The organism is Actinoplanes sp. NPDC051346, assembly GCF_040682215.1.
GTDB lineage: Bacteria > Actinomycetota > Actinomycetes > Mycobacteriales > Micromonosporaceae > Actinoplanes.
This window is the reverse complement of the sequence record NZ_JBFBAJ010000001.1, coordinates 964,968-981,425: the sequence shown is the minus strand read 5'-3', so window position 1 is coordinate 981,425 and position 16,458 is coordinate 964,968. Positions and strand designations below refer to the sequence as shown.

15 protein-coding genes are annotated in these 16,458 nt (G+C 71.8%); 5 read left to right on the top strand and 10 right to left on the bottom strand.

Annotation, left to right across the window (positions count from 1 at the left end):
- Positions 1 to 69 precede the first annotated feature (69 nt).
- Positions 70 to 2,370 carry a bifunctional diguanylate cyclase/phosphodiesterase gene (locus AB0M36_RS04415; RefSeq protein WP_364152081.1) on the top strand — a complete coding sequence of 767 codons (2,301 nt, stop codon included), beginning with the start codon at positions 70 to 72 and terminating at the stop codon, positions 2,368 to 2,370.
- 97 nt (positions 2,371 to 2,467) lie between these two features.
- Complete coding sequence (locus AB0M36_RS04410) at positions 2,468 to 3,385, top strand: sulfite exporter TauE/SafE family protein (protein WP_364152078.1); 918 nt, start codon at positions 2,468 to 2,470, stop codon at positions 3,383 to 3,385.
- Here AB0M36_RS04410 and AB0M36_RS04405 read toward each other — a convergent pair.
- On the bottom strand, positions 3,367 to 4,173 hold the full coding sequence (locus tag AB0M36_RS04405) for a hypothetical protein (RefSeq protein WP_364152075.1): 807 nt from the start codon (positions 4,171 to 4,173) through the stop codon (positions 3,367 to 3,369). The genes AB0M36_RS04410 and AB0M36_RS04405 overlap by 19 nt on opposite strands.
- A 365-nt stretch (positions 4,174 to 4,538) precedes the next feature.
- Between AB0M36_RS04405 and AB0M36_RS04400 the strand changes: the two genes are divergently transcribed.
- Both AB0M36_RS04400 and AB0M36_RS04395 read left to right on the top strand, forming a co-directional pair.
- Positions 4,539 to 5,516 (top strand): ATP-binding protein, encoded by a 978-nt coding sequence (locus AB0M36_RS04400; protein ID WP_364152073.1) that lies wholly within the window; start codon positions 4,539 to 4,541, stop codon positions 5,514 to 5,516.
- The gene (locus AB0M36_RS04395) at positions 5,513 to 5,881 is read left to right on the top strand and encodes an STAS domain-containing protein (protein WP_364152070.1); all 369 of its coding nucleotides are present in this window, start codon (positions 5,513 to 5,515) and stop codon (positions 5,879 to 5,881) included. The genes AB0M36_RS04400 and AB0M36_RS04395 overlap by 4 nt, the downstream gene beginning before the upstream one ends.
- Before the next feature lie 23 nt (positions 5,882 to 5,904).
- Here the strand turns inward: AB0M36_RS04395 and argH are convergent, their stop codons facing one another.
- The gene (gene argH / locus AB0M36_RS04390; protein ID WP_364152067.1) at positions 5,905 to 7,335 is read right to left on the bottom strand and encodes an argininosuccinate lyase; all 1,431 of its coding nucleotides are present in this window, start codon (positions 7,333 to 7,335) and stop codon (positions 5,905 to 5,907) included.
- A gap of 46 nt (positions 7,336 to 7,381) precedes the next feature.
- Between argH and dapE the strand changes: the two genes are divergently transcribed.
- Entirely contained in the window at positions 7,382 to 8,449 is a 1,068-nt protein-coding gene (gene dapE / locus AB0M36_RS04385; protein WP_364152064.1) for a succinyl-diaminopimelate desuccinylase, read from the top strand.
- Between the two features lie 141 nt (positions 8,450 to 8,590).
- Here dapE and argG read toward each other — a convergent pair whose 3' ends face one another.
- The 8 genes from argG to argC all read right to left on the bottom strand — a co-directional run bounded on the left by argG (position 8,591) and on the right by argC (position 16,412).
- A complete protein-coding gene (argG, locus tag AB0M36_RS04380) occupies positions 8,591 to 9,823 on the bottom strand; it encodes an argininosuccinate synthase (protein WP_364152061.1) in 1,233 nt (410 codons plus the stop codon).
- Complete coding sequence (locus tag AB0M36_RS04375) at positions 9,823 to 10,725, bottom strand: hypothetical protein (protein WP_364152058.1); 903 nt, start codon at positions 10,723 to 10,725, stop codon at positions 9,823 to 9,825. Before AB0M36_RS04375 ends, argG begins: the two co-directional genes overlap by 1 nt.
- Positions 10,722 to 11,225 carry an arginine repressor gene (locus AB0M36_RS04370; RefSeq protein WP_364152055.1) on the bottom strand — a complete coding sequence of 168 codons (504 nt, stop codon included), beginning with the start codon at positions 11,223 to 11,225 and terminating at the stop codon, positions 10,722 to 10,724. The genes AB0M36_RS04375 and AB0M36_RS04370 overlap by 4 nt, the downstream gene beginning before the upstream one ends.
- Before the next feature lie 85 nt (positions 11,226 to 11,310).
- Positions 11,311 to 12,228: an ornithine carbamoyltransferase gene (gene argF / locus AB0M36_RS04365; RefSeq protein WP_364152052.1), complete on the bottom strand. Its 918-nt coding sequence runs from the start codon at positions 12,226 to 12,228 to the stop codon at positions 11,311 to 11,313.
- A complete protein-coding gene (locus tag AB0M36_RS04360) occupies positions 12,225 to 13,382 on the bottom strand; it encodes an acetylornithine transaminase (RefSeq protein WP_364152049.1) in 1,158 nt (385 codons plus the stop codon). Before AB0M36_RS04360 ends, argF begins: the two co-directional genes overlap by 4 nt.
- Positions 13,379 to 14,245 carry an acetylglutamate kinase gene (argB, locus tag AB0M36_RS04355; RefSeq protein ID WP_364152046.1) on the bottom strand — a complete coding sequence of 289 codons (867 nt, stop codon included), beginning with the start codon at positions 14,243 to 14,245 and terminating at the stop codon, positions 13,379 to 13,381. Before argB ends, AB0M36_RS04360 begins: the two co-directional genes overlap by 4 nt.
- Entirely contained in the window at positions 14,242 to 15,414 is a 1,173-nt protein-coding gene (argJ, locus tag AB0M36_RS04350; RefSeq protein ID WP_364152043.1) for a bifunctional glutamate N-acetyltransferase/amino-acid acetyltransferase ArgJ, read from the bottom strand. Before argJ ends, argB begins: the two co-directional genes overlap by 4 nt.
- On the bottom strand, positions 15,411 to 16,412 hold the full coding sequence (gene argC, locus AB0M36_RS04345; protein ID WP_364152040.1) for an N-acetyl-gamma-glutamyl-phosphate reductase: 1,002 nt from the start codon (positions 16,410 to 16,412) through the stop codon (positions 15,411 to 15,413). The genes argJ and argC overlap by 4 nt, the downstream gene beginning before the upstream one ends.
- Positions 16,413 to 16,458: the final 46 nt, after the last annotated feature.

The window sequence follows — 16,458 nt, the reverse complement described above, 5'->3', positions numbered from 1 at the left end:
GGGTCGCTGACCCGGCATTGCGGCGGCGAACTGTTCAAGGCCGCCTCAAGACCACCGATAGGTACGCACATGCCGGTCCGCGCTCGCCTTCCCATGATCATGGGGGCCGCACTCCTTGCGTTCTGCGTGATCGGCTTCGTCGCCGGGTTCTTCGCGAACGTTCCGCACCCCGTGGTGGGCTGGACCCCCCTGCCCGTGATGTGCCTGCTCGCCGCATCCGCGTGCCGGGAGGCCTCCCGCCGGGCCGACCTCGACGCCCCCACCCGCCGGTTCTGGCGGCACGGCGGGCTCGCCTGCGTGGTACTGGCCGTAGCGTCCGTCTCCAACGCGCGGGACGCGCTCTCCGTGCCCGGCGGTACCCAGCGCTTCGGGCCCGTGTCGGTCGCCCTCTATCTGACCGTCCTCGGCATCGCCGTGTGGGCGCTGCTCCGCCTGCCGACGTGGCAGCGCTCGCGCGCCGAGTGGGTGCGCTTCGGTCTCGACACGGGGATCATCCTGATCACCGGCGGCCTGCTGGTGTGGCACTTCTCGCTGCGCCGGGCGGAAGCATGGACCTCGCTGACCGGCTCGGTCACCCCGGCGCTGCTGATCGCGGTCGCCGCGGCCGTGTCGATGATCGCCTTCGTCAAGGTCGCGTACGCCGGTGCCGGCTCGCTGGACCGGCGCGCCATGCACCTGGTGTCCTTCGGCATCGGCGCCGCGGGCGCCTCGACCTGCCTGACCCTGGTCCTCGAGTCCCACCCCCGGCTCAACTCGGCGTTCATCGCGGTGCCGATCGCCACCTTCTGCGCCCAGCTCGCCGCTCACCGCCAGGTCCGCTGCGATCTCGTCACCACGGCGCCCCGGCCCGCGCCGCGCCGCTTCAGCGTGGTGCCCTACCTGGCCGTGGCCGGCATGGACGCGATGCTGCTCGGCACCGACATCGCCCGTTCGACCGAGGGCAAGGTCATCGCCGGGTGCACGGTCGCGATCACCGCCCTGGTGGTGGCCCGGCAGATCACCACGCTGCGGGAGAACGCCCACCTGCTGCGTACGGTCGACGCCAGCCTGCGGCAGCTGCGCGACTACCAGGCGCAACTAGCCCACCAGGTACGCCACGACACGCTCACCGAGATCGCCAACCGGGCCAACTTCGAGGAGCGGGTCACCGAGCAGCTCGCCAGCGGCGAGGAATTCCTCGTGGCGCTGCTGGACCTGGACGACTTCAAGGTCGTCAACGACCGGCTCGGGCACGGCACGGGCGACGCCCTGCTGAAGGCCGTCAGCCGGCGCCTGCACGAGCGGCTGCGCGACGGGGACACGGTGGCCCGGCTCGGCGGCGACGAGTTCACGCTGCTGCTGCCCGGCCTGACCGGCGACGAGGCCGCTGTCCTGCTGCGGCGGATGGTGCGGGCGGTGCAGGAGCCGCTGACCGTCGACGGGCACGAGATGGTGCCGCGGATCAGCATCGGCGTCACCGCCAGCATGGCCGGCGACACCCCCGGTGAGCTGCTCCGCCGCGCCGACGTCGCGATGTACGCGGCCAAGAACGACGGCGGCGGCCGCTGGGCGTGGTTCGACCCGGCGATGGACCGGATGGCCGACCAGGACGCCCGCCTCGGCGCCGACCTGCGCCAGGCGCTGCACCGCGGCGAGTTGCGGGTGCTCTACCAGCCCATCGTCGAGCTGCCCGACGGACGCATCGCCGGCGTGGAGGCGCTGTTGCGCTGGCGTCACCCCCAGCACGGCGACATCTCCCCGGCGGTCTTCATCCCGCTGGCCGAACGCAACGGCGCCATCATCGCGCTGGGCCGGTGGGTGTTCGAGCAGGCGGTCACCCAGGCCGCCACATGGCAGCGCGACTACGGCGACGCCGCGCCCGAGCGGGTCAGCGTCAACGTGTCGGCCCGCCAGCTCAGCGAGCCCGGGTTCGTCGCCGAGATCGAGGCCGCGATGCGGCACGCCGGGGTCGACCCGGCCATGATCGTCGCCGAGGTCACCGAGACGGCGGTGCTGGGCACCGGCGCCGCGTTGCAGGCGATCCACGGCCTCAGCGAGCTGGGCATCCGGGTCGCGCTCGACGACTTCGGCACCGGCCAGTCGTCGCTGAGCCTGCTGGTCGACTGCCCGGTGCACGTCCTCAAGGTGGACAAGTCGTTCGTCGACGGCGTCACCACGGCCAGCCCGGAGGCCGTCATCGTCGAGAGTCTGATCGGCATCACCGCCGGCCTGCGGATTCAGGCCGTCGCCGAGGGCGTCGAGACCGCCGACCAGGCGCACCGGCTGCACCAGGCGGGCTACCGCTACGCCCAGGGCTTCCACTTCGCCCGGCCGATGTCCGGCGACGACATCGGCGCGCTGCTGCGCCCGGCCGGGTCGGTTCCGGTCTGACGGGCGTGCGTGCCACTACGTGGGACGCCGCCGGGAAAACTCCACAAACTCGACCCGGTTAGTAGACAAACAAGGGATTGTTGCCGAGACTCGAGCGATGGATCTCACCCTGGCGCTCGCCGGACTCGGCGTAGGCATCGTGGTCGGACTCACCGGGATGGGCGGCGGCGCCCTCATGACCCCCGTTCTCGTCCTCGTCTTCGGTGTCCCGCCGGTGGCGGCGGTCTCCAGCGACCTGGCCGCGAGCGCCGTGATGAAGCCCTTCGGCGGCTGGGTGCACGCCCGCCGTGGCACGGTCAACTTCAAGCTCGTCGCGTGGCTCTGCGCCGGCAGCGTGCCCAGCGCGTTCCTCGGCGTCCTCGTCCTGCGGCTGCTCGGCGACGACGCCTCGGTGCAGCACACGATCAAGATCTCACTCGGGGTGGCACTCCTGCTCGCCGCCGGCGGTCTGCTGCTCAAGGCCTGGGTGAGCCGCCGCCAGCGCGGCGACGCCCCGGCCGCGCCGATCACCGTACGCCCGGTGCCGACCATGCTGCTGGGCGCCGTCGGCGGCCTGATCGTCGGGCTGACCAGCGTCGGCTCCGGCTCCCTGATCATCGTGGCCCTGCTCGCGCTCTACCCGAAACTGCGCGCCAACGACCTCGTCGGCACCGACCTCGTGCAGGCGGTCCCGCTGGTGCTCTCGGCGGCGATCGGCCACGCCTTCTTCGGCGACCTGCACCTTGACCTCACCGCCGCGGTCCTGCTCGGCTCGATCCCCGGCGTCCTGATCGGCGCCCGCATCTCCTCGCGCGCCCCGGGCGGCATCGTGCGGGTCGCTCTGGTGATCGTGCTGCTGGCCAGCGCCCTCAAGCTCCTCGACGTCCCGACCCTCGCGGTCGGGCTGATCACCGGTGCGGCGATCGTCGCCGCGGTCACGGTCGCGGTCGTCCGCCGGGCGGTCGCACCCCGGGCCGCGACGCGGATCCCGGAGCAGACCAACCCGGCGGAGGACGATCAACGACTGTCCGTCTGAGCCAGCCCCAGCCGGCTCCCGTCGCGGAATTCCACGGCCTCCGGCCCGATCCGCGCCGGCCGGTCCACGGCCACGCAGACCTCCTCGCCGGGCCACCACCACCCGGTGGCCCGGGCCAGGGTGGACCAGTCGTCGAGGTACGTGACGTCCCGTGGTGCCGGATGCGACAGACCCAGTTTGCGCAGGACGTCGTGCTGGGCGATCCAGGAGGCGTCCTGTTGGCCGTACCAGCAGATCGGCAGCCGGGCCGACGGCCCGAGCGCGGCCCGGATCGGCAGCGCGACGTTCCCCATCAGCGCGGTCCGCAGGGTGTCCCGCACGCCTCTGCGCAACACCACACGTAAGGGCACACCCGCCTCCAGCGCCGCCTCGGGTGGCAGCTCCGGCCATGGCTTGTCGCCCTTGCGGACCTGCCGTGTCGGTTCGAGATCCGGATGATCGGCGGCGTCGTCGAGGGCGGCCAGCAGGCGGGACCAACTCGCGGCGATGTCGACCGAAACGGGTGGACGGCCGGGCGGCGGCACCGGGCGCAGCCACGCGTGCAGGTCGTCGTGGCCCGGGATGCCGGCGGTGTGGGGCAAGGCGTCCGCCGGGGATTCCACCCAGACGAAACGGGGTTGGGCACGGCCGTGCCGCCGGTAGAAACGGGTGAGGATCCGTTCGGCGGTCTCGCGGTCGGCGGGCCCGACATCCAGGCCCACGTCAAGCCATTCGCGGCGGATGCCGTCGGCCCGGTGCCAGTGATCGAGGATCGCGGCGGCGCCCCTGCGCCGCGCGGTGGCGGTCAACGACCGAGGGCGCGCACGCCCTTTCGCTCAGTGATGATCATGCCGACCAGGATTCCGGATGTTCCCCTGGTCCGCAACCACATTTCTTGGTTCGGGTTTCGTGGAATCCGGGATGGTTCGTCATTCCTGGTGGAGGTTGTTGCGGGGATTGCGGGGTAGCGTAGGAATCAATCCGTCTCTGGGCGGAGGACCCCCTGTCTCGGTGGGATGCCGGCGGACGCGTTGCCGGATCTGAAGTCGTCACGGCGGTACGAGGCGGGAACATGAGGTTCTCTGCCATGACCGATGACCAGTTTTCCGCGCAGTCGTCCGGGCCCGGTGGAAGCGGCGGACGAGGTAGGCCTGGTCAGGACCGGGTGTGGAGCATGGTCCGCACCTACGGCCCGGACCTGGCCGGCCTGTGCCGGGCCGGGACCGCCCTGATTCCGGATATCGCCGGCCTCGGCCTGTCCGCGGGCCGGTTCGCCGGCGGCCCGCCGGCCGGGTCCACGCCGCACACCCGGTTCAGCAGTGACCCGACCGGTTCCCTCCTGGAAGCGGCGCAATACACCCTCGACGAAGGACCGTGTCGCGATGCCGCTGCTACCCGGGCTCCGGTGCTGGCCGTGGATCTGACCGGCGCCTCATGGACGCGGCGGTGGCCCCGGTTCACCCCGGCCGCCCTGCGCGCCGGGATCAAGGCGGTATACGCGCTGCCGTTACACGCGGGCGCGGTCCGTCATGACGGCGCCATCGATCTGTACCACCAGGCGCCGGGCCGGTTGGACAGCTCGGCGGTGGCGCAGTGCGCCGCGGTGTTCGCCGCCGCCGCCGCCGAACTGCTCACCCTGGAGCGCCTCAGGTTGGATTTCACCGAGGCATTCGCCGCCGGGCGCCTCCGCGGCGCCGTTGCCGCCGGCGAGGCGGTCAGCGGGCCGGCCGTCCCGGTCTCCGGCATTCCCAGGCTGCCGCTGGCCCGCTGGTTCGATCAGGCCACGCTGGCGGTGGTGCGGCGAGAGGTCGCCGCCCTCAGCATCCGCCACGGCCTGTCCGGCGATGACACGGACCGGTGGACGCTGGCCGTCCATGAGGCGATGACCAACGCCGTGTGGCACGGCGGCGGCCAGGGTCAGCTCCTGATGTGGCGCCGCGACGGCCGTCTCTGGTGCGAGATCAGCGACCACGGCCCTGGCATCGGTCACGGCACCGCGCCGAGGTGCCGCCCCGACCTGCGAGGTGGACGCCCGGACCGCCATGGCCTGTGGCTCATCGAGAAGACCTGCACCAGCCTGGCCATCACCACCGACACCACCGGCAGTCGGCTGCTGCTGAGCCACCGGCTCAAGCACCACCCGTCGTCATGACCACGGGAAGTGACCGTCCGACCTTCCCACAGCACCTCACCATCACCACCGCGCCCTCGCCCTCCGGCACCCTCACGATTACTGTGACCGGCGACCTCGAACGCGACACCGCGACAACATTCCGCCACCACCTCACCGGCATCCTCGACGGCCACCACGCCGGTGACCTCGACATCGACCTGTCCGCCGTCGAATTCTGCGACCTCGCCGGCCTGCGCCTCCTGTACGCCCTGGAGCGGGCCACCGACGGCTCTCACCAGGTGAGGATCACCGCCGCCAGCCCGGCCGTCGACGTTCTGCTCCAGCTCTGCGACACCCCCGCGCTCCTCGGCTACACCCCACCCCCGAGGCCTTACCGGCACTGAATGCCGACCGGTCGGGCACCCGCTCAGCGCGGTACGACGCGTTCGATCGCCCACTCGCGCCAACCGTCCAGTTTGTCCGAGGCGGTGCGGAGCTGGTCGGCGACCGGGCCGGGACCGGTCGAGCCCGGCGTCGTGCGTCCGGCCAGCGCGCTGCGCACCGACAGCACCTGGCGTACGGACGGATCCAGGTGTTCGCTGACCGTCTTCAGGTCGTCGTCTGTGACGTCCTCGAGCTCGCAGTCGCGGGCCGAGCACAGGGCCACCAACTGGCCGGTGATCTCGTGGGCATCGCGGAACGGAACGCCCTTGCGGACCAGCCAGTCCGCCACCTCGGTGGCCAGGGAGAAGCCGACCGGCGCCGCGGCGGCGAGCTTGTCCACGCGTACGGTCATGGTGGAGATCATGCCCGCCAGCGCCGGCAGCAGGAGCTGGAGCGTGTCGACCGCGTCGAAGACGGGTTCCTTGTCCTCCTGCATGTCGCGGTCGTAGGTCAGCGGCAGGCCCTTGAGCATGGTCAGCACTGCGACGAGGCCGCCGATGAGCCGGCCGGCCTTGCCCCGGGCCAGCTCGGCGATGTCGGCGTTCTTCTTCTGCGGCATGATCGACGAGCCGGTGGCGAACGCGTCGTCGAGGATCACCCAGCCGAATTCGGTGGAGGTCCAGAGCACCACTTCCTCGCCGAGGCGGGAGAGGTGCACGCCGATGAGGCTGGTGATGAAGAGGAACTCGGCGACGAAGTCGCGGTCCGCGACGCCGTCCATGGAATTCTGCACCGGTGCCTTGAAGCCCAGCTCCTTGGCGACCGCGGCCGGGTCCAGCGGCAGCGACGAGCCGGCCAGGGCGCCGGAGCCCAGCGGCGAGATCGCCGTGCGCTCGTCCCAGTCGCGCATCCGTTCCAGGTCGCGCAGCAGCGGCTGGACGTGGGCGAGCAGCCAGTGGCCGAAGCTGACCGGCTGGGCGTGCTGCACGTGGGTCAGGCCCGGCGCCGGCGTGTCGATGTGCCGCCCGGCCTGTTCCATCAGCGCGTCGGCCAGTTCCACCACGGCGGCGGCCACCCCGCGGGCGTGCTCACGCAGATAGAGGCGCAGGTCGGTGGCGACCTGGTCGTTGCGGGAACGGCCCGCGCGCAGCTTGCCGCCGAGGCCGCCGAGGCGCTCCAGCAGGCCGCGTTCCAGCGCCGTGTGCACGTCCTCGTCCTCGATGGTGGGCCGGAAGTCGCCCGCCGCGCACGCCGACTCGAGGTCGTCGAGAGCGGCCAGCATCTTGCCCAGCTCGTCGGCGTCGAGCAGCCCGGCGCCGGCCAGCACCCGGGCGTGCGCCCGCGACGCGGCGATGTCGTACGGCGCCAGCCGCCAGTCGAAATGCACGCTGACGCTGAGCCGTGCCAGCGCGTCGGCCGGTCCACCGGCGAACCGGCCACCCCACAACCTGGTCGGACCTTCGGTCTCCGGCACTGCCTCACTCCTCAGCAATCGGTGGGTTCAACGATAGGGTCGTCGCATGAAGCTCGACCTGCACGATGATGTTGTCTCATTGACCCGCGCACTGTGCGACATACCCTCGGTCAGCGGGACGGAGGTCGCGATCGCGGACGCCGTCGAGGCCGCTCTCCTCGGCCTGGGACACCTGGAGGTGCTGCGCGACGGCGACGCCGTGGTCGCGCGCACCCACCTGGGCCGGGACCGGCGGATCGTGCTCGCCGGGCACCTCGACACCGTGCCCATCAAGGACAACCTGCCGTCTCGGCTCACCGGCACGGGCGACGCCGAACTGCTGCACGGCCGCGGCACGGTCGACATGAAGGGCGGTGTCGCCGTCCAGTTGAAGATCGCCGCCACGGTCCCCGAGCCCCGCCACGACCTCACCTTCGTCTTCTACGACAACGAGGAGGTCGCCTCGGCGCGCAACGGGCTGGGTCGGCTCGTGCGCCACCACCCGGACTGGCTCGCCGGCGACTTCGCCATTCTGGGCGAGCCGTCCAACGGCACGGTCGAGGGCGGCTGCCAGGGCACGATGCGCGTGCGGATCACCCTGAAGGGCAAGGCCGCCCATCCCGCCCGCGCGTGGCACGGGATCAACGCGATCCACGCGGCCGCCGACGTGCTGGCGATCCTCAAGGCCTACGAACCGCGCCGCGTCGTGGTCGACGGCCTCGAATACCGCGAGGGGCTCAACGCCGTGCAGATCCACGGCGGCATCGCCAACAACGTCATCCCGGACGAGGTCGCGATCGACGTCAACCACCGCTTCGCCCCGGACCGCGACCCCGCCGCCGCCTACGCCTACCTCCAGGACGTCTTCAAGGGCTACGAGCTGGAGATCCGCGACCAGGCCGCCGCCGCCCGCCCCGGCCTGGACCGACCCGCCGCCGCGGAGTTCGTCGCCGCCGTCGGCCGCGAGCCGGCCCCGAAGTTCGGCTGGACGGACGTGGCCCGCTTCGCCGAGCTGGGCATCCCGGCCGTCAACTACGGCCCGGGCGACCCGCTGCTCTGCCACACCGACGAGGAGAACCTCCCCACCGCCGACCTCCGCGAATGCGAACGCGTCCTGGCCGCCTGGCTCAGCTGACACTCCCCCCAGGACAGCGACGCGAAGCCCAAGTCGCACTGCGCCCGTCGTTGTCGGGATCACCGTTTTCCGGAACGGAAGGGCGCCCTTCCGGAAAACGACCTCCCCGGGCGCAGTGCCCGCCGAGCGAAGCTCGGTCATCTACACAGCGTTTCTGGCGATGGCGCCGGGAATCGCGTACATGTGCGCGAACGCCCGGGCCTGCTCGCCGCTCCACAGCGACGAGCCGTAACCGTAGACGACGCCCTGCCGGGTAGCCGCGTCCAACAGGCTGTACGGGCTGCGGCTGCCCAGCGGCACCACGTTGCCCTTGATCAGCTTGACTCGGACGTGGCCGGTGACCCGGCTCTGGCTGCTGTCCAGGAACGCGCGATAGTCGTCCAGGATCGGGTCGTAGTAGACCGCCTCGTGCAGCAGGTCGCCGTACGCGGTGCCGAGCTGTGCCTTGGCGGCCTGCTGCCGGTTGCTGAGCACCAGCCGCTCCAACTCGCGGTGCGCGGCGATCAGCGTCAGCATGCCGGGGGCCTCGAAGCCGACCCGGGCCAGGTTGCCGACCATCGTGGAACCCATGTGGATGCCGCGGCCCACGCCGTGCTCGGCGGCGAGGACGTTGAGCGAGCGCAGGATCGCGTAGTTGGGCGTGCCCGGGCCGGTGCCCTCGATCGGGGTGCCGTCGGCGGTGGTGGCGGAGACGACCTCGCCACGGACGAATTCGAGGATCAGCTCGATGCCGTCGGCCGGCGCGTCGGCGATCGACTTCGTGTAGGTCCAGGCGTCCTCGGGCAGATAGTCCCAGGAGCCGTAGGTCTCCTTGCCGCCGATCGAGGTGCCGATCAGGCCCTCGTTGATCGAGTACGTGGTGACCTTCTCCGGCGTGGAGAAGCCGCGTTCGAGCAGGTAGTCGCGCTCGTACTCGCGGGTCAGCCGCTCGTCGCGGATCGGGGTGATGATCTCCATCTGGGGCGCCAGGGCCCGGATCACCGAGTCGTAGCGCACATGGTCGGCGCCGGCGCCGGTCGAGCCGTGCGCGACCGCCTCGGCGCCGTTCTCGAGGGCCACCCGCACGACCTGCTCGGCCTGCACCAGCCGTTCCGCACCCACACAGGACGGATAGCCGCCGTTGCGCAGGTAGTTGGCCTTGATCGCGTACGTGATCACGCGCGAGTAGAGCTCCTCGCGGGCGTCGACGACGAAGTGCCGCGCGGCGCCGAGCTCCTCGGCGCGCTTGCGGACCGCGTCCGCCTCGCCGCTGTGCAGGCCTCCGGTGTCGATGTTGGCGGTCAGCACCTCCCAGCCCTGCTCGCGCAGCGATACCAGGGCGTACGAGGTGTCGAGGCCGCCGGAGAACGCGAGAACGATCGTGCGCTGGGACATCAGTTTCCTCCGGACGGGTACGGGAGTTCGAGGATCGGCACGAACGACGTCCCGCCCTGGACAAGGTGGCCGGGGGCGAGCACGTAGTAGGTGCTCTTCCGGGCCTCGATCGCCTTCTGCATGGCCCGTTGACGCTCGTAGTCGAAGGGATCCAGCAGGAACGTCGGCTCCGGATCGCTCTCGGCGACCGGGGTCGTGAAGTCGTTCTCATAGACGAACGAGCCGGGTGAGGTATGGAAAGGCACGGTGGCGACCATGATGCGCAGCCGGCCGAACCGGGTGTGCACGCGCAGCGCCGTGTTGTCGTACTGGGTCACGCCGTCGAGCTTCTGCGCCTGGTAGACCGAGAGCGCCAGGGCCTTGAGCGCACGGCCGAGACCGACGTTGGTCATCACCGACCACAGTGACCAGCCGACCCAGGTGCCGGGCGCCGCGCTGGGAGCCGCGCAGTAGCCGCCGATCGGGATGGGCCCCTGGTAGTCGCTCTGCTTCACCCGATCGAAGACCTCGCGCAGGTGCCGCTTCGCGTCGTCGTCGAAGGCGCTGGTCTCCAGCGTCTCGGTGAACTGTGCCTGCGGCAGGGCGGCGATGACGGCGGCCGACGGCATGAGGATCAGGTCTACCATCACCCACTGCGGCATCGGGATGCCCCGGTCGCCGAACGCGATGCCGTTGATGACGTTGAACAGGTTGAGGAACTCGCCGGTGTCCCAGCCCTTGTCCTCGGTCGTGTCGGTGAAGTCCAGCCAGGCGAGCTTGTGGCCGTACGGCGCCTCGTTGAGGAACGGGCGCAGCGTGTCGTTGGAGGCCAGGTAGAACTCGAGCCCGCGGGCCTGGAGCTTCTGCATGTTGTCGGCGAAACCCGGGAAGAAGGCTTCGACGGCGGGCTGCTGCGCGATCACGGCAGGGTCCCTTCATTGTCCGTACGGCTCCAGGCCGTGAGCTTCTCGGCGAGCCGGGCGCCGGATCCGGTGGTGGAATGCGGCTCGCGGGCCACCACGAGGATGGTGTCGTCGCCGGCGATGGTGCCGACGACGTCCGGCAGGCCGGAGCGGTCGAGCGCGCTGGCCAGGAACTGCGCCGCACCCGGCGGCACCCGCAGGATGACGAGGTTGCCGCTGACGTCGACCGAGTTCAGCAGCTCGCGCAGGAGCCGGACGAGCCGTGCCGGGGCCTGCTCGACCGGGCGCAGCGCGGGCAGCCCGTCCTCGGGGATGAGGTAGACGCCGGCGGCCTTGACGGCCCGCAGCTCCTCGAGGTCGCGGGACAGCGTCGCCTGGGTGACCTGCACGCCGTCGAGGGCGAGCAGCTCGGCGAGCTCGGTCTGCGAGCGTACGGCCTTGTCGCGGACCAGTTGGACGATGCGCGCGTGCCGCGCGGCGCGGGTTCCCGGCCCGGTCACGACAGGGCCTCCTTGGCCATGCCCTTCTGGCCCTCGCCTGCCAGGCCGTTGTTCGGTGCGGCAAGGTGCCGCTCGGTGCAGGCGGTCATGACAGGAGCCAGGCCAGCAGCGCCTTCTGAGCGTGCAAGCGGTTCTCGGCCTGGTCGAAGACCGCGCTCTGCGGCCCGTCCAGCACCTCGTCGGTGATCTCTTCGCCCCGGTGGGCGGGCAGGCAGTGCAGCACGATCGCGCCGGGCGCGGCCGCGGCGAGCAGGTCGGCGTTGAGCTGGTACGGCCGGAACGGCGTCAGCCGGTCGACGCCGTCGTCCTCCTGGCCCATGGAGGTCCACGCGTCGGTGGCCAGCACCTCGGTGCCCTTCGCGGCCTCGTACGGGTCGCGCAGCACGCTGATCGAGCCGCCGGTGCCGGCGGCGATCTCGGTGGCCCGGGCCACCACCTCGGGGTTCGGGTCGAACCCGGCCGGCCCGGCGACCCGCACGTGCATGCCGGCGGTGGCGCCGGCCAGCAGGTACGAGTGCGCCATGTTGTTCGCCGCGTCGCCCACGTACGTCAGGGTGCGGCCGGCGGTGGTGCCGAAGCGTTCCCGGATGGTCTGCAGATCGGCGAGGAGCTGGCACGGGTGGAAGCCGTCGGTCAACGCGTTGATCACCGGCACGTGCACGTCCGAGGCGAGCTCGGCGAGCCGCTCGTCGCCGGAGGTGCGGAAGACGATCGCCGACACGTAGCGCGAGACGACCCGGCCCGCGTCCGCGAGGGACTCGCCGCGACCGAAGTGGGTGGCGTGGGTGTCGACGATCATCGCGTTGCCGCCGAGCTCGGAGATGCCGGTCTCGAACGACAGCCGGGTCCGCAGGCTGACCTTGTCGAAGAAGACCGCGACGGACCGCGGCCCCGCCAGCGGGCGGTAGCCGAACCGGTCGGCCTTCATCGCGGCGGCGAGGTCCAGCACGGCGCCCTGTTCGGCCGGGCTCAGATCGTCGTCGCGCAGAAAGTTGCGGGTCATGGAAGAACCTCCCGGAAGGCCGCGACGAACGACTCGGCCTGCTCGCTGGTGAGGATGAGCGGCGGCGCCAGCCGGATCGCGTCGCTCTGGACGGCGTTGACGAGGAAGCCCTTGTCGCGCAGCTTGTCGGTCAGCTCGGCGGCGACCGGCTCGGCGAGCCCGATGCCGAGCAGCAGACCCGCTCCCCGGACGCCGGTGACGAGCGGGTGGCCGAGGCCCTCGACGCCGCGTCGGATCAGCTCGCCGACCCGCTTGACGTGATCGAGCAGCCCCTCCCCCGCGATCGTCCGGATGACCGCCAGGCCCGCCGCGCAGCTCACCGGGTTGCCGCCGAAGGTGGTGCCGTGCGAGCCGGGACCGAACAGGTCGGCGGCGCGGCCGAAGGCGAGGCAGGCGCCGATCGGCAGGCCGCCGCCGAGCCCCTTGGCCAGGGTGACGACGTCGGGTTCGACGCCTTCGCCCTGGTGGTGGAACCAGTGGCCGGTGCGGCCGATGCCGGTCTGCACCTCGTCGAGGACCAGCAGGGCGCCGGTGCGGGTGCAGGCCTCCCGGGCCGCGGCGAGGTAGCCGGGCGGCGGGACGACGACACCCATCTCGCCCTGGATCGGTTCGAGGATGACCATGGCGGTGCGTTCGGTCACCGCCGCGCGCAACGCGTCGCTGTCGCCGTACGGGACATGGGTGACGTCGGGGGGCAGCGGCCGGAACGGGTCCGCCTTGGCCGGCTGACCGGTGAGCGCGAGCGCCCCCATCGTGCGGCCGTGGAAGCCGCCCCGCGCCGCGACCACGTGGGTGCGCCCGGTGAGCCGGGACAGCTTGAACGCGGCCTCGTTGGCCTCGGCGCCGGAGTTGCCGAAGACGACCCGCCCGGGGCGTCCGGCGAGGGCGAGCAGCAGCTCGGCGAGCGCGACCGCCGGCTCGGTGACGTAGAAGTTGGAGACGTGTCCCAGCGTCGAGATCTGCTCGGTGACGGCACGGACGATCGCCGGGTGGGCGTGCCCGAGCGCGTTGACCGCGATGCCGCCGAGCAGGTCGACATAGCGGGTGCCGTCCTCGCCGGTCACGACCGCGCCCGAGCCGCTGACCAGGGCCAGCGACGGCGTGCCGTAGTTGTCCATCAGGCTCTGCCGCCAGCGTTCGACAAGAGCGCTCATGAGGGAACCACCATCGTTCCGGATCCTTCCGAGGTGAAGACTTCGAGCAGCGTCGAGTGGGGCACCCGGCCGTCGACGACGTGCGCGGCGGGCACTCCGCCCCGGACGGCGCGCAGGCAGGCCTCCATCTTGGGCGCCATGCCCGATTCCAGGCCGGGCAGCAGCTTCTCCAGCGCGTCCGCGTCGATCTGGGAGGTCAGCGAGGAGGTGTCGGGCCAGTCGGTGTAGAGGCCCGGCACGTCGGTGAGCACGACGAGCTTGCGGGCGCCGAGCGCCACCGCGAGGGCCGACGCGGCGGTGTCCGCGTTGACGTTGTGCACCACGCCGTCGGCGTCGGGCGCGACGCCGGCGACCACCGGGATGCGGCCGGCGGCGATGAGGTCGTCGATCGCCGAGGTGTCCACCTCGGCCACGTCGCCGACCTGACCGATATCGACCGGCTCACCGTCGATCACGGCGGGCCGGCGGACCGCGGTGAACAGCCGCGCGTCCTCGCCGGAGAGCCCGACGGCGAACGGGCCGTGCGCGTTGATGAGCCCGACGAGTTCGCGCCCGACCTGCCCGACGAGCACCATGCGGACCACGTCCATCGCCTCCGGCGTGGTGACGCGCAGGCCGCCGCGGAACTCGCTGGCGATGCCGAGCCGGTCGAGCATCGCCGAGATCTGCGGGCCGCCGCCGTGCACCACGACCGGCTTGAGTCCGGCGTAGCGCAGGAAGACCATGTCGGCCGCGAAGGCCCGCTGGAGCTCGGGGTCGATCATGGCGTTGCCGCCGTACTTCACGACGACGGTCGCGCCGTGGAAGCGCTCGAGCCACGGCAGCGTCTCGATCAGGACGGCCGCCTTCTCCCCCGGCGTCATGTGCTGTACGCCGAGTTCTCGTGCACGTACGCGTGGGACAGGTCGGTGGTCCGGATCGTCGCGTCCATCTCCCCCTCGTGCAGGTGCACCTGGACGGTGACGTCGCGCCCCTTCAGGTCCACCTTGGAGCGGTCTTCCGCGGCGGCACCGCCCCGGCAGACCCACACCCCGTTGACCCCGACGTCGACGCGGTCCGGCACGAACGCCGCGGCGGTGGTGCCGACGGCGGCGAGGATCCGACCCCAGTTCGGGTCGTTGCCGAACAGTGCGGTCTTGACCAGGTTGTTGCGGGCGACCGCGCGCCCGACCTCGACCGCGTCCGCCTCGCTGGCCGCGCCCAGCACCTCGATGGCGATGTGCTTGGTGGCGCCCTCCGCGTCGGTGATGAGCTGCCGCGCGAGGTCGCGGCAGGCCTCGGTGACGGCGGCGGTCAGTTCTTCCTGGGCGGGCTGCACGTCCGAGGCGCCACTGGCCAGCAGCAGCACGGTGTCGTTGGTGGACATGCACCCGTCGGCGTCGATCCGGTCGAAGGTCAGCCGGGTCGCCTCGCGCAGCGCGGTGTCCAGCGCCTCCGAGCCGGCGACCGCGTCGGTGGTGAGCACGACCAGCATGGTGGCCAGCGCCGGCGCCAGCATCCCGGCGCCCTTGGCGATGCCGCCCACGGACCAGCCGTCCCGCTCGACGTGCACGTTCTTGGTGACCGTATCGGTGGTCATGATGGCCTCGGCGGCCCGCTCGCCGCCGTCGGCGGCCAGCGCCTTGACCGCGGCGGTCACGCCGGGCAGCAGCTTGTCCATCGGCAACAGCTCGCCGATGAGGCCGGTCGAGCAGACCGCCACATCCCCGGGGCCGATCAGCAGCGGCTTCTTCGACCTGCCGCGCAGTGCCGCGGCCGTGTGCTCGGCGGTGGCGTGGGTGTCGCGGAAGCCCTGGGTGCCGGTGCACGCGTTGGCGCCGCCGGAATTCAGCACGACCGCCCGGACCACGCCGCCCTTGAGCACCTGCTGGCTCCAGAGCACGGGCGCCGCCTTGACCCGGTTGGCGGTGAAGACGCCGGCGACGGTGGCGTCGGGGCCGTCGTTGATGACCAGGGCCACGTCGAGGCCGGCGGACTTCAGGCCGGCGGCGACACCCGAGGCCTGGAATCCCTTGGGCGAGGTGACGGTCATGGCGCCACCCCGAACGCCGACAGGCCGAGCGTTTCGGGCAGCCCCAGCATGAGGTTGGCGCACTGCACGGCCTGTCCGGCGGCGCCCTTGCCGAGGTTGTCCAGGGCGCTGACCACGACGATGCGCCCCGAGTCGACGTCCACTGTGGCTTGCAGGTGGCAGGTGTTGGCGCCCAGCGTGGCGCTGGTGTGCGGCCACGTGCCCTCGGGCAGCACGTGCACGAACGGCTCGTCGGCGTACGCGGCGCGCAGCACGTCGCGCGGATGCGTCCGGCCGACCGGTCGGGCGGTGACGGTGGCGAGGATGCCGCGCGGCATCGGCGCGAGCACCGGCGTCATCGACAGCGAGTCGGCGCCGGCCGCCTGCTTGATCTCGGGAACGTGCTGGTGCGCGCCGACCTTGTAGGGGGTCAGGTCGCCCATGATCTCGCTGCCGAGCAGGTGGGTCTTCGCGGACCGTCCGGCACCCGACGTGCCGGACGCGGCCACCACGACGACGTCGGCCGGGTCGGCGACGCCGGCGGCGACGAGCGGGGCGAGCGCGAGGGTGACGGCCGCCGCGTAGCAGCCGGTGCTGGCGACCCGGTCGCTCGCCGCGATCGCCTCCCGCTGCCCGGGCAACTCCGGCAGGCCGTACGTCCACGTGCCGGCGTGCGGTCCCCCGTAGTACCGCTCCCAGGCCGCGGCGTCCCGGAGTCGGAAGTCGGCGCCCAGATCCACGACCTTGACGCCGGCGGGCAGCTGAGCGGCCAGCGCCGCCGACTGCCCGTGCGGCAGGGCGAGGAAGACCAGATCCGCGTCGCCCAGGACGTCCGCGTCGGTCGCGGTCAGCGTCAATTCCAGCCCTGCGAGCTGCGGGTGTACGGCCCCGACGGGCGTACCCGCCTGCGTGTGCGCGGTGGCGGCGGCGAGGTCGAGCTCGGGGTGCCCGGCGATCAGCCGCAGCAGCTCACCCCCCGCGTATCCACTCGCACCGGCGACAGCGACCCGGATTCCCATACCTACCTCCGCATGACTATGCAGAAGACCGTATAACGTCACCGAC